The sequence below is a fragment of the Peribacillus sp. GL_122 genome (genome assembly GCF_057835005.1).
In genome coordinates, this window is record NZ_CM174415.1 from 1833086 (window position 1) to 1848061 (window position 14976).

At 37.2% G+C, this 14976-nt stretch carries 8 protein-coding genes and 1 pseudogene; all 9 read left to right on the plus strand.

The window, feature by feature from the left end:
• The first annotated feature begins 132 nt into the window (after window positions 1–132).
• On the plus strand, window positions 133–1728 hold the full coding sequence (locus AC3ISB_RS08955; RefSeq protein ID WP_489276091.1) for a spore germination protein: 1596 nt from the start codon (window positions 133–135) through the stop codon (window positions 1726–1728).
• 222 nt (window positions 1729–1950) lie between these two features.
• Window positions 1951–2184 (plus strand): hypothetical protein, encoded by a 234-nt coding sequence (locus AC3ISB_RS08960; RefSeq protein WP_141995103.1) that lies wholly within the window; start codon window positions 1951–1953, stop codon window positions 2182–2184.
• A 488-nt stretch (window positions 2185–2672) separates the two neighbouring features.
• On the plus strand, window positions 2673–3884 hold the full coding sequence (locus AC3ISB_RS08965) for a Ger(x)C family spore germination protein (RefSeq protein ID WP_480340440.1): 1212 nt from the start codon (window positions 2673–2675) through the stop codon (window positions 3882–3884).
• Between the two features lie 403 nt (window positions 3885–4287).
• Entirely contained in the window at window positions 4288–5409 is a 1122-nt protein-coding gene (locus tag AC3ISB_RS08970; RefSeq protein ID WP_480340439.1) for a GerAB/ArcD/ProY family transporter, read from the plus strand.
• Between the two features lie 705 nt (window positions 5410–6114).
• The gene (locus AC3ISB_RS08975; protein WP_489276094.1) at window positions 6115–6921 is read left to right on the plus strand and encodes a discoidin domain-containing protein; all 807 of its coding nucleotides are present in this window, start codon (window positions 6115–6117) and stop codon (window positions 6919–6921) included.
• 394 nt (window positions 6922–7315) lie between these two features.
• Window positions 7316–7480 (plus strand): annotated as a pseudogene (locus AC3ISB_RS08980) (response regulator transcription factor); the annotation flags it as partial.
• Between the two features lie 346 nt (window positions 7481–7826).
• On the plus strand, window positions 7827–12017 hold the full coding sequence (locus tag AC3ISB_RS08985; protein ID WP_489276096.1) for a S8 family serine peptidase: 4191 nt from the start codon (window positions 7827–7829) through the stop codon (window positions 12015–12017).
• Between the two features lie 477 nt (window positions 12018–12494).
• Complete coding sequence (locus tag AC3ISB_RS08990; protein WP_430100330.1) at window positions 12495–14354, plus strand: GAF domain-containing sensor histidine kinase; 1860 nt, start codon at window positions 12495–12497, stop codon at window positions 14352–14354.
• A complete protein-coding gene (locus AC3ISB_RS08995; protein ID WP_489276098.1) occupies window positions 14329–14970 on the plus strand; it encodes a response regulator in 642 nt (213 codons plus the stop codon). The genes AC3ISB_RS08990 and AC3ISB_RS08995 overlap by 26 nt, the downstream gene beginning before the upstream one ends.
• Window positions 14971–14976 lie beyond the last annotated feature (6 nt).

Here is a 14976-nt window from a genome sequence, read left to right on the forward strand (position 1 = left end):
TAATGTATTAAAAATTGGAAAATAGGCAGGATAATAATGAAGACATCAAACACTTCACTTCATTCGGTAACACAATAACTTCTAATAAGTCTACCTTTTAAAGAATCAAAATACTGAGTGAGGGAAAAATGTATGAGTTTTTTTAAGAAAAAAAGAAAAAACAACGGTAATCGCTTCTTATTCGAGCAAAGCGATCAAAATAAGGAAACGAACAAAGACTTGTTAAAAACAAGTCTCCAAGGAAACATTCAACATGTAAAGCAACAGCTTGGAAATAGTGGCGACATCGTGATTAGAGAAATACAAATTGGCAAAGAGGGAATCGTTAAGGCATGTATTTTTTATACCGATGGTTTGGTGGACACTAATGCCATTCAGAACTTTATCATGGAATCACTCATGTTAGATATTCATCCCGATCAGGAGCAAATGATATCGTCTCAACAGAATGTTTTACAAGTATTGAGAGATTGCATCCTTGCGGTTGGAGACATACAGGATGTTACGGAATTCAGTTCTTTATTGACTTCCCTGTTATCAGGGGATGTTATTCTCTTATTGGATGGATATGCACAAGGTTTTACAATCGGTATGCGCGGTGGAAAAGACCGTGGTGTAATGGAATCCACCACGGAAACCGTCGTTCGGGGGCCAAAGGAAGGTTTTACGGAGAACTTGCGTACCAATACGGCGTTAATTCGCCGAAAAATAAAAACCCCCCGACTTTGGTTGGAATCGAAAAAAATTGGTAAATTGACCAAAACCGATGTAGCGATCATGTATATCGATGGAATTGTGAATGACAAAGTCGTCGAAGAAGTGCACAAGCGTCTGGATCGAATCGATATCGATGGAATCCTAGAAAGTGGTTATATTGAGGAATTGATTCAAGATGAAAAAAACAGTCCCTTTCCGACTATATATTATTCGGAACGCCCTGATGTGATTGCCGCCGAGCTTTTGGAAGGGAAAGTTGCCATACTAGTGGACGGAACGCCGATTGTTCTAGTCGTCCCAGCACTGTTCATCTCCTTTATTCAGTCTGCGGAAGATTATTATCAGCGTGCAGACATTAGCACCCTTATTCGTTTGCTTCGTTTTTTTTCTATTTTTATTGCTCTACTAGGACCATCCTTATATATCGCTATCACCACGTACCATCAGGAAATGTTACCAACTCCACTGCTGATCGGTCTAGCCGCTCAACGAGAAGGGGTTCCCTTTCCTGCATTTATTGAAGCTCTCATAATGGAAGGGGCGTTTGAAATCTTGCGGGAAGCTGGTTTACGAATGCCAAAAGCTATTGGACAAGCTATATCTATTGTAGGGACATTGGTGATTGGAACAGCGGCAGTAGACGCTGGAATCGTATCTGCTGCCATGGTAATCGTTGTTGCAATCACGGCTATTTCAAGCTTTGTGCTTCCTGCGTTTACCATGTCCATGTCGATTCGAATGCTCCGTTTCCCGATGATGGCGCTTGCCGCTTCTTTTGGCATATTCGGGTTAATCGTTGGCTTCATCGCACTTGTTCTTCATTTGTGCAGCTTGCGTTCCTTTGGGGTTCCCTATATGAGTCCTTTTGGTCCTTATATCCGTGAAGACATGAAGGATACGTTTATTCGGGTACCTAGATGGGGGATGTTTTCTCGGCCCCGTTTAATCAGCCAGAAAAACAATAAACGCGAACACGCTTCGGCACCGAAACCACCGCGGAATAAAATGTAAGATTGATAACAAAGTTTTCTAAATGGTATCAAAATACACAAAATGCTTCTATTTAGATTGGATGAAGTCATTTATCATTGCGATTCTAAGCTACCAAAAAGGTATAAGAAGGATTGGAATAAACAATTTTGACTTGTCTGTGAATGTATAGGTAGATACAAAGATTGGACGGTACCGTATCCCATTCTGTTATAAGGAAAGTAGAGAAAGGAGTAGTCGAAAGTGGTGGCTGTTGCAGGAATCCTTGTCATCGTCGCTGTGATTATCGCGATCGATGTTCCTCATCTGTTGAGGAATAAATTAAAAAAGGAATTATGGATATTTTCCATTCTTCTACTATTCGGAACCGCGTTAAGCATTGCCCAAGCGCTGAATATCAAGATTCCCAATCCACTAGATGGGATTACAGCTATTTATAAACCGCTTTCCGACATGATTGAGACATTATTAAAGTGAAAATGGAATAGGCAAAAATGGGTATGTGATCATTTACTTTATAGATTATCGTATATAAGGTTGGCGGTTCCGTTCTTGTTCCCCCGTCCGGCCAACGACTTTTAAAACCTTGAAGGTTGTTATTTTTTTAGAAGCAATTACGTAACATGTATTCTATCTTTTATGTGCGAATTTATTTTCCAATCAGATTTACTTTTTTTTTCGAACGATCGCTAGCCCTAATAATATTAGAGAGAAAAAAAGCCTACAAGTTAGAGAATAAGGAATCAATATAGTCTTTAAAGATGCTTGGAAATAGACTATATTTGGAAAACTGAAAAGAGATAAGCTGATGATGATCATCCCTAGGGGAAAAGTCAACATGCGGTAGTTCTTTAATTTCAACGTTTGGGCAAGAGCGAAGATGGATCATAAAAATGAAATCGTCACTTTAAAATAATCCGTAATAAACCAAATAATAGAAAAATCGAGTGAAAGGAGTTTAACCTATGAAACGGAGCTTTACAATGCTTATCATGCTGATTGTATTTCTATTATTTACTACGGGTTGCTGGAATCGTCGTGAATTAAATGAACTTGCTATAACGCTGGCCATAGGGCTAGATAGTACAAGGGATGGTCAATATCTTGTAACCGCCCAAGTGGTAAATCCAGGAGAAGTATCTCAGGGAAAAGGGGGTGGAGGTTCCGGCCTTTCACCGGTCGTCATCTATCAGGCGAAAGGGAAAACCGTATTTGAAGCTGTCCGAAAAATGACAAAGGAATCCCCAAGAAAAATATATCCCTCACATCTTCGAATGCTCGTGATTGGTGAGTCATTAGCAAAAGAAGGAATTGGAAAACCAATAGATTTTCTCTCTAGGGATTGGGAAATGCGCTCAGATTTTTATATCACCGTAGCTAAGGGAATGAATGCAGAAGATATCCTGAAGGTGCCCACAGCTTTAGAAAAAATACCTGCCAATAATTTGTTTGATACCCTTGAAGTCTCGGAAAAAGCATGGGCAGGTACAAGTGCCGTTACATTAGATGAATTGATCGCGGATATGGTAAGTGACGGAAAAAGGCCAGTGTTAACAGGAATCCATGCAGATATAAAAGGTGATGAAGAAACATCTTTGAGCAAACAGAATGTAGAAATGATTAATCCCCCTGCTCGAGTAAAGTATGGTAACTTAGCTGCATTCAAAAAGGATAAATTAGTCGGTTGGTTAGATGAGAAACAAAGCAAAACGTATAACGTCATTACAAACAAGGAGAAAAGTACAGTTGTGAATATACCGTGTCCTAAAGGCGGAAAAGCTGTGTATGAAGTGAAAAAGTCAAACACGGAAATGAAAGGTAAGATAAAGAATGGAAAACCTGAGATAGATCTAAATGTTCGTGTAGAAGGCAATGTAGGTGAAGTAGAATGCCATATCGATTTGACAAAACCAGAAACGTTTGAAAAATTAGAGGAAATTTATGAAAAAGAAACGGAGGAAATGTTCAAAAAGGCAATAAAACAGGTACAGGAAAATGAAAAAGTAGACATTTTTGGATTTGGTGAGGCGATTCATCGAGCTGATCCTAAAGCCTGGGGAAAACTCAAAAAAGATTGGGATAAAAATTTTGAGAACTTGCCTGTAAATATAAAGGTACAAGGAGAAATCCGACGCGTCGGTACGGTTGGTAATTCATTCCTGAAAAAAATAAAATAATTGGTTGGGTTTATACAAGGAATGGGGTTACATTTGTTGTTTCCAATCGCTCGCACTTGAAGGGCAATTTCGAATGCCCCCTCCCGATCAATCTAGGGAGCAGCCATTCTCAATCCTTGTGTATTTGGTACCCAAATATAGATTGTTGGGGAGCCCCAATCGCTTCGCTACCCCTATAAGACCGTGGGCTACTCGCCCACGACCCAGCCAACGTAGCACGTTGGATTGCACTAAAAAAATCAACCTCCCTCTTGGATAGATGAGTCCGTTAACTCCTTAATGTTCCCGTCGGTCCGCTTACCATTGACAGACGCCAAATGTAGCAGCACTCCTAAGGCTAGAGTTTATTCTAACAAAACAAGGTCAACAATAGGGATAATAACCATTGATAGGATGTTGAATTATGGTAAAAGATATTAAAATTAGTGCTCGGCAATTTGCAATATTAGTTATTTTATTTTCTATAGGTACGACCATACTGGTGATTCCTGGAAGTATGGCTCAAGAGGTAAAACAAGATGCTTGGATTGCAGCTGTAATCGGTACAGGCATAGGTTTATTGGTGGTGGCTTTATATATCGCTATAGGCAGGATGTTCCCCACTATGACACTGGTTGAAATCAATGAAACACTTCTCGGCAAATGGTTAGGTAAGGCAATTTCTCTTACGTTTGTTTTCTTTTCACTTTACGCCGCTGGAGAACTATTGTTTTATGTTGGTAATTTCTTGACGACACAGATCATGCCGGACACCCCTATTGAAGCGATCCAAATTCTTTTCGCATGCATCTTAATTATGGGAATTCGCCTTGGTCTTGAAACGTTGGCTCGTACTGGAGAAATTTTATTTCCTGTCATTGTTTTTTTATTCGTAATTCTAGTGGTTTCAGTATTTTTACCTCCAGTTCAATTTAAGTTTGAAAACATACAACCCGTATTTGAAACAGGATTAAAACCGATGATACGGGCTGTTTTTCTTTTTACAAGTATTTTTTCTTTGCCTTTGATTGTATTATTAATGATTTTTCCTGTTTCAATGAATCAACCAAAAGCAGCTGAAAAAAACTTTTTTATCGGAATGCTCATTGGAGGAATCTTTTTAATCATCCTTATCACTTTAACTATTTTAGTTTTAGGTGCTGATAATAGTGCCAGACAGATGTATCCAAGTTATGCTTTGGCTAGGAAGATAAACATAGGGGATTTTTTGCAACGGGTAGAAGCCATAATAGCCATCATATGGCTTATCACTATTTATTTTAAAATGGTGTTTTATTTTTACGCGTCCGTTATCGGTCTTGCACAAACGTTGAAAATAAACAATTATCGCCCACTCACGCTACCTTTAGGGATGATCGTGGTTTCGCTTTCCTTAATTATACATCCCGATGTCGCCCATTCAGCCACATTTGACAAAGAAGTTTGGCCGCTATACGTTTCAACGTACGGACTTGTTCTCCCATTACTCTTATTAGCAGTCAACGCATTCCGGAAAAAAATAAAAAAAATTAGCGAATACGGTTAAGGTTTTTTATTTTTTTCCCGTTCCAAAGTGAACACTGATTCCCTGTACTCTGAAAAATTGGCTTTAGGATACTGCTAATAATTTTTTAAATTATCTAACCAAGTAATAAGCTTGTTCCCATTAAATTGTAAATGAATAGCGTTTGCAAAGGAGATAAGTACAATTGTCCATAGTCTACATAAAAAAACAAAACTCGTTTGTATTCGTCTGAGTTTGTTAAAGTTATGTTTACCTTGAAAATTAGACAGCATGTAGAAGAGGTTACAATTTATCAAAAAATTTTCTGTAATCTCCTTTGCGTTATATCGTAGCATTAGCTCCCTCTACCAGCTACGTACATCCATGTATAAATAGATCAAAAGGAGTTTAGTCTATGGAACGGAGCTTTAAAATGCTTATCATGCTGATCGTATTACTATTATTGACTATTGGTTGCTGGAACCGTCGTGAATTGAATTAAATGAACTGGCCAATATGCTGGCCTAGTGTTAGATAGGACAATGGATGGCCAATATCTTGTAACAGCCCAAGTGGCGAATCCATTAGAAGTAGCTACAGGAAAAGGCGGTAGAGGTACCAGTTCACCTGTAATCATCTGTTCAGCTTATCAACAAACTTACCGGGGAAGTTGACAAATCGTTTAACAGTCTTTCGCTGCCGCTAGACAAGCCATTCGATGAACACAGGGAATACAAGATTACAGGTTTGTCGCCGATTACTCCATATACCCTCCGAGAATTCGCTGCGGATTCCATGTATAACCGTTCGTCGCAGGACATTGACATTACGCCTCAAGGTGTTAATTTAGAGAGCATCACTGCACCTGCTGACAAAACAGGGGTGGCAATCGGAGCGGCGAAGACAGCAGACGCCCTTGGATTGCCAAAGACAGTATCCTTGGTTACCGATGGTGGTGGTGGCGATGCCAAAGTGACATGGGATGTAGATGCTTCAAACTATGATCCTGATGTAACGACTGTACAGACCTTCACTGTAAATGGAGCTGTAACTTTGCCAACTGGGGTGGCAAATCCAAATAACGTGCCTTTGACAACAAGCATTAAAGTAACTGTTAATAAGATCCCTCAGTCACAAATCACGGCAACGGCGACAAGTCAGGAAACAAGTGGTGAAAATAGTGCTGCATCCATGGCGATTGACGGAAACCCAGAAACGCTGTGGCATACAAAGAGGGATAAATCTGATGTTCTCCCTCAATCGATTACTTTAAACCTTGGAGGAGCTTACAAAGTCAATAAAGTCACGTATTTACCAAGGCAATCGGGGCTAAACGGAAATATAACAAGCTATAATGTATATGTAAGTACGGATGGAGTGACCTTTACCAAGGTTGCAAGCGGAAGTTGGGCAAATAACAATGTGGTGGAGAAAGAAGCAATTTTTGACTCGACAGATGCATCATATGTCAAGCTCGAAGCAACGGCGGGTGTTAACGGCTGGGCATCGGCTGCGGAGATTAGCGTCCTTGCATCAAAAACTGTAAAGAATTAGCTTCTAACTTAAAAGAATTTATTGTATTGAATTCTGCATTTGAAGATGAGATTGATGAGGATTAATAAACAAAACTTTCCAATACTAGCTAATAAAAAACTTAATAGTTATTCAATTAAAGGGCGCGATTGCTGAACAATGAGCAGTCGCTTTTTTACTAGGCGGATCCGAATAGTTCTATAAATAATTAGATGTAAATAATTAAGAAACCCAGCTAATCTTCTCATGTGAAGGTAGCTGGGTTTTTAAAGTTGGATGTGCAAAATAACACGAGTTTTGGAACAAATATAAAATGTATGCTTGTTTAACTTTGTTCAGCAAACGGGCCAGATAATTGAATAACACAAGGTGTTTTTTTTGTTTTAAAGGCAGACCTATATAAACTGTACCCTGTATACTGTTTGAGTTGGTCAAAGGTCTTAGCAACAAAGAAATTGCTGAAGCTTTATTAATCAGTGACAAGACCGTCAAAATTCACATCAATAAGATTTACAAAAAGCTGAATGTAAAAAGCCGTTCACAGGCAGTCATTTATGCCGTTCGAAATCAACTTGTTCCGTTCTCTTATTTAAAAATCACTTATAAAAAAATGTCCTGTCCCTTACTATGTCACTCTTGGTATAGTACTTTTGTTTTATGCAGGTATAGAACCAATAACAGCAAGAGTTACATCCTATGATTAATTTTCAGAAAAGGAGAAATGTGGGATGATAAGGGTTAATTAGGTGATATTTCTGAATATTAAATAAACTACTAGTTAATACTAGATTAGTTGGAAAATTTTAATAACCTTATGTTGAAAGACAGATCAGCGTATTAAATGTGAAGTTAAGTCATCAGCACGAAACCTTCACATTTTTACAAATATATTAATCTACTATTTAGTTAGGAGGGGGAGAGGTTTAATGAGGAAAAGGAGAAAAAAAGCAAACAACAAAAGCAAGGTCGTAAAAATCTTAGCTGTATTTGCTCTATCATCTAGTTTTATTTTAGGTTCACTTGGACATGTATCAAATGTTACCAAAGCAGCTGGTAATACGAATGTTGATAGTTTACTTGCTAATTTAACACCAGAACAAAGAGCAGCTCTTAACGAACTTTCAACAAATGAAGAGACAGGTCTTCAAATTTCTTCAGATACAGATTTAAATTCTACGAAACAGACTTCTGTCATTATTGAGTTTGTAAATAAGCCTGCCAAAGTCGCACAAATTGAAGCAAGTGTAGAGGGAAAACAATTATCTGCGAAAGATGCATCAAATTTAGTCGATCAAGATCATGAAATATTTCAAAAAGATTTAGGACAAGTATTAGCTGATAAAAATAGTAAAAAAGTAAAGTATAAGATTAATCGCTCATATAAACATGCATTTAATGGTGTTTCAATGAGTTTACCTGCTAACAAAATTAAAAGTCTATTAAAATCAAAAGCTGTCAAATCCGTTTGGAGTAACGAAACGTTTACGATTGATCCGCCTGTTCAAGGAAAAGATAATGATCAATTAAAAGCAGATGAATTCAATATCGCAAATTATACTCCTTATGATGGATTAAACCGGTTACATGCAGAAGGCTATACCGGTAAAGGAATTAAGGTCGGTATTCTAGATACTGGTATTGATTATAACCATCCAGATTTAAAGGATGCTTATAAAGGTGGATATGATTTTGTAGATGACGATAGTAATCCGATGGAAACGACCTATGCTGATTGGAAACAATCAGGTAAGCCAGAAAAGAATGGATCGTCGGCTTATTATACTAATCATGGTACACATGTTGCTGGGATTATTGGAAGCCGTGGAGTAGCGAAGGATACTGAGTATACAACAGTTGGAGCAGCACCAGAAGCAGATATTTATGCTTACCGTGTGCTTGGACCATATGGCAGCGGACAAGCTGATGACATAATTGCAGCTGTCGATCGAGCTGTGAAGGATGATATGGATGTTATTAATATGTCACTAGGTAATTCACTTAATGATCCATTATATGCAACTTCAATTGCTGTAAACAATGCAGTATTAAGTGGAGTAACAACCGTTGTTGCAGCGGGGAATAGTGGCGATAAAAATTATACGCTAGGTTCACCAGGTGCTGCAGCCTTAGCGTTATCTATTGGTGCATCATCTGTTGCAATTGATATTTATCAATATGCAGGTGCACATAATGGGAAAAATTACAATTTAAGACAATTAGCAAAAAACTATAAAGATGATTTGTCTACATTAAAAGGAAAAACGCTCCAACTTGTTGATGTGGGGCTCGGAGATAACTATACAGGAAAAGACGTAAAAGGGAAATTTGTACTCATGAGCCGCGGAGTTTATACATTGGACTCTAAAATTGCGGAAGCCAAGGCACAAGGTGCTGCGGGCGTTATCATGTATAATGATGAAGCAAACAAGGCCGAGGGTGCAATTCAGTCTTTTTTAGGTGAATCAGTTAATGCGATTCCTTCATTCTCTGTTTCAAATGAAGAAGGATTAACGATCTTGGAAGCATTAAAAACTGGTAAAACTGATTTCACATTTGGCGATTTTACTAAGATACAAACAGCATCCGATGAGTTAGCAACATTTAGTTCTAGAGGTCCTTCTCGAATGAATTATGACATTAAACCGGAAGTAACTGGACCAGGTGTTTCGATTCTTTCAACCGTCCCATTTTACGTAAACGATAAAACAGTAGATGGAACAAAACCGGAAGATTATAAATATGCATATCAGCGTTTATCAGGAACTTCAATGGCAACCCCTTATGTGGCAGGTGTTTCAGCATTATTATTACAATCGAATAAGGATCTTGAGCCTGCAGACATTAAATCAATTTTAATGAATACGGCTGATCCACTTTCAAAAGCTTATAGTGTATTTGAAATCGGTAGTGGTCGTGTTGATGCATACGAAGCACTTCATTCTAATGTCGAATTTGAAGTAGTCGATAAAACGCCTACAAATATCAATGGAAAACAAAAGTTAATCAAAGAATTAACGGGTGGAATCAGTTTTGGTTCATATGGATTTGATGACCAAGATATTCATGATTCACGTAAGATTACATTGAAAAATAGAAGTGAAAAAGCAAAAACATTTAGTGTAAATGTTAAATTCCAAACAGGATTAAGAGGTTCCAAAGATGCAGCTCAAAATGGAGTGACCTTAACAGGTCCAACTTCAGTTAAATTAAACGGAATTAGTCAAAAATCAATTAAATTTGACTTAAACATTCCGAAAACAGCCGAAAAAGGAACATATGAGGGATATATCGTCTTTACAAATAATGCAGATCCAACTGAAACGTATCAAATTCCATTTGGCGGGCGTGTTATTAATGAAGGGATTGATACCCTTACATTACGAGATCAAATGTATTCTGGTGATACACGTTGGCCAGAAAAAGCCATGCCATACCTTAGTTTTCAATTCTCATTAAAGTCCTTTATGAAGACTTTAGATGTAGTATTACAAGATTCAACCGGTCAAGATATTGGTTTCCTAGGGTCTTTTGATCCTCGAATTTTGAATGAAAACCAAGTTTATGGTATTCCTATTGGATTCACTGGGATTTACTATCCGTTTACAGGTGATCCGAAAAATCCGATTAATAGTGATTATGTTTATGCAAAAACAGGTAACTATAAATTAAAAATGGTTGGAACAAATGATCAGGGGAAAGTATTTACGAAAGTAGCGGATTTCATCTTCGAAAAAGGCAAACCAACAATGACTTCAAGTTTTGATTCGTTAGATCAAAAAGTTATTGAATATAAAGATAGTCAATTCGATTCAAATGAAGAATATTTATATGATTTCAATATTAATGTAAATGATCCTGAAGTGGCTGATGCTAATCGTCTTGGAATTCCAATTGATCAAACAAGCAATGCAGTGGTTTCATTTTACGATAGTGCATATTCAAGTCCAGCAATTAACACTGATAAAAATGGAAATTACAACGATCAAATACTAGTGAAAAAAAGGTCTACACCTTTAAAAGTTCAGTTTTATGGTTATGATGCTGCAAGAAACTTTACTTCAGGTCCTACGGATATGCTAAGGGTAGCTTTTGTTTCTAATACTTACCCTTACTATTACTTAAAAGCAAATAAACAAGTCGCTTCAACCGGAGATACTATAAATTATTCTATTCGTTCGAATAATATTAAAAACCTAAAAACATCAAAGATTACAATTCCAGTATTAAAAGACAATGGTGACTTAGCTACAATTAATAATGTTGTTGTTAGTGATGCAGTTAAGAAATATGGGGATGCACAAGTATCTGTAACATCAACATCTGATGATCACCTTACGACTTATACAATTACTTTTAACTATTTAGGAAAAAAAGCATTACCAAAAGATATGCAATTAGTTAATTTCGATTTAAATACAGCTAAACATCATTCGCCAAAGTCAAGTTTCTCTGTCAACTGGTTTAACATGGAAATGACTGGAACTACAATTGATCAATCAAATGCAGTAACAAATAATGTATATACTTATATGGATATTGTTAATATGAAAGAAAAATATTCAAGGATAAAAGGTAACTTGAATTTAGAAGGAACGATGGATCCTTTAACAGGCCAACAGAATTTCGCGTTTGATAATTCCAAAATTGGTGCAAAAGTAACTGTAACGTCATATGATGGTAAAACTGTTTTTGAGGCTGATCCAGTAAAAAATGGAAACTACATTTTAGATGGAATGAAAGCTGATAAAAATGCTTATACACTAAAAGTAGATGCACCAGGTCATTTTACGATGTATAAGTCGTTTGTGCTATCTGATGACGTTCGTGGAGAGTTAATCGGAAAGGAAAGAGTTTTTTCCACTCAACCTAAAGCTGGGGATGCAAATAAAGATAATGTAATTGATATAATGGATGCATTATATCTACAAACATATTGGGGAACAAATAAATCAGGAGCAGATTTGAACTTCGATGGAGTTGTTGATAAAAAGGATATGGATCTTCTTATTAAAAACTATGGATTACAAAATAGTACAGTTCCGAATGCACCTAAAGCGAAAACTTCGTATAAAGGTTCTACATTAGATACTGTGTTAAATCAGTTAGGATTAAAATAATCCTAAGCTAGTTTCTATAATCAAACAAAGAACCATTTTATGGATTACTACTGTAAATAGACAGTAATTGAATAGGATTTTAAGTAGCCTTAGCCCTGTATTTTATTGGGTTAAGGTTTTTTAATTACTTTTGAAATCAATCTCTCTGCCGACAAAAAGCATCAGTTCCATCTTTAATTCACTTAATTCCAAAAATTTATCCTTTGGTTCTTTTTCTTCAACGTCTTTTATTGGGGATGAAGTTTAGATTACTTACACTTTTTGTACTATATAATCTACAACAAAAGACCATGACATTTACAACATTTGATGAGCAGGCAAATAAAGAATCTAATAGTATACTAGTATTGTGTCTTGCCATTTAGGGTAATGGCACAGCCGGTGATTGGCTAGTGGGTATTTTGCCATTTTGCCAGTGCCGGTTTTTTGTTAGATAATGATAGACAATGATTCTTGCAAATAAAGGAAGGTGCCGTTTTGAAAAAGATAGATTCTATCACTAGGAGGGAACAAATAGCGAGTTTTTATCTTTATTCTATTTCTATTCTTGGTATGATTGCTGTAATCAATTCCATATTTAAAAGTGAAATGCCTTCTGAATTCATAATCGTTTTGTTGTTAGCTGTGTTTATGGGGATTATTGAGTATTTTCCTATCCGTATTGGAAGAGGAGGTATTACACTCAGTCTTACGCTTATTTATCCAATGAATTGGGAGTTTGGTATACATATAACGGTTGTTGCTTGTGTATGTGTGATGGTTTTTACACATACCCTTCGCCGCTTACCAATACAAAGAACACTATTTAATTGCACTCAATTTGCTTTTAGTATCACTTTGGCAGAATGGTTTTCCAACGAATGTATTTCTTTTTTTATTACGGAGATGAACCTGCCAGTTTTATATGAAGAATTAATAAGCTTGCTTTTATTTACCGTATTTTTTTGCCTTTTCAACACCCTTTTATATGATCTTTTAATGGTGATTCTGCCTCAGCAATATCCACTAGAACAGTGGTACAAGAAAAATATATTTTTATTTTTGAGCGCAAGTTTTTGTTTGTGTTACGCCTCCCTTATTTATATCTTAGAACATCGATATCGAGGGGAGTTGGATGGAATTACCGTTCTGTTCTTCTTTTTCCCACTTGTAGCAATCTGCACCATCAGCTCCTTCATGAGGCAAATTCGGATTGAAAAAGAACGATTATATAACCTTTTTACCATTACGACGGAGTTAAGTCACGGGCTGTCTGCCGGAAACTTAGATCAAATGAAACAATCACTTAAAGGATTCTTGGGAATACAAGCATATGCTTTATGGGCAAAAGATGAGGGGGATTGGCAGCTTCTATTAAAGGATGGAAAAGTACATTCCAATATTTCAAGTTCTTCTGATATCCATCCGAATTTTGAAGAAATATCTGAAACCTTTGTTGTTACTGATTGGAAAACAGGTATGGCCCCAGGGGATGAAGTGTTTGAAGATGTCATGCGTTCCCTTGTCTACCTGCCTCTTATAGTAAATCATGAATTGGTAGGGATGTTTGTTGCAGGTAAAAGCAGGAGGGCGAGTTTTATTACCGAAGATATACAGTCTTTATCTACGTTTGCCAATCAATTGGGCAGCTTGCTGAAAACACGGTCCCTCGTCGCCGAACAAGAAAAACGAATGATTCTGGAAGAAAGAAATCGGCTTGCCCGGGAAATTCACGATGGAATTGCACAAGTATTAGCCGGGGTCATATTTCAGCTGGAATCAGCTCTGAGGCAGTCCGCAGATCAATCAGGAAACATGGAGCAAGTGGTAGACAAAAGTATAAAAAAATTACGGAAGAGTTTAGGGGAAGTTCGCTATTCTATCTATGCTTTAAAGCCATATCCTACCCAAAGGCTAGGGTTAAAACAAGCGATTGCAAATAAAATTCAATCGATAAAACAAGAAAATAATCTAGCGATTAAATATCATGAAAGGGGCCGTTCTCGAACACTCAGTTTTACAATAGAACGAGCCATCTTCGATACTTTACAGGAAAGCTTGCAGAATATTGTAAAACATGCAAAAGCGGACGAAGTTGACATTCTTCTAAGCTATCAACGTGAACATGTGCTTTTAAAAGTGAAGGACAACGGGGTTGGCTTTTCCCTTTTTGAATCCATGATTAAAACAAAGCATGAGCCACATTATGGCATTTTACATATGAATGAACAAGCTGAACAGCTGGGTGCTACCCTTCAGATTGATAGTTCCACAGGAAAAGGTACAGAAATTACATTGTTCATTCCAGATTCAGAAACAAGGGAGGAGTATCATGATTCAAATATTATTAGTAGATGATCATACGGTCTTGCGTGATGGAATTCGGAGTATATTGGATCTCGAATCAGACATCCGAGTCGTGGGAGAAGCCGTGTCCGGGGAAGAGGTGTTGAAGAAAGTAGAGGAGTATCGACCTGATTGTATTTTGATGGACATCAATCTCCCTGGAAAAAATGGCATTGAGGTCACGTCCCTCGTGAAAAGTCAGTATCCGAATTGCCGCGTTCTTGTATTGACGATGTTTGAAGATAATGAATACTTAATGGAAGCACTTCGGGCTGGTGCAGATGGCTATTTATTGAAGGATTCGTCATCCGAACAAGTGGTAGCAGCGATTCGAATGGTGTCACAAGGGGATTCGGTTATTCATCCTCGCATGACCAAAAAGCTGATAACGTATCATCACCAGCAAACGAAATCAGAGCCAAACGAAAATATTTTGACTAAGCGTGAAAAAGAAATACTGTTTGAGTTGGCCAAAGGTCTTAGTAACAAAGAAATCGCTGAAGCCTTATTTATCAGTGATAAGACCGTCAAAATTCACATCAATAAGATTTTCAAAAAGCTGAATGTGAAAAGCCGTTCACAGGCAGTCATTTATGCCGTTCGAAATCACCTTGTTCCATTTTCATAAATCATA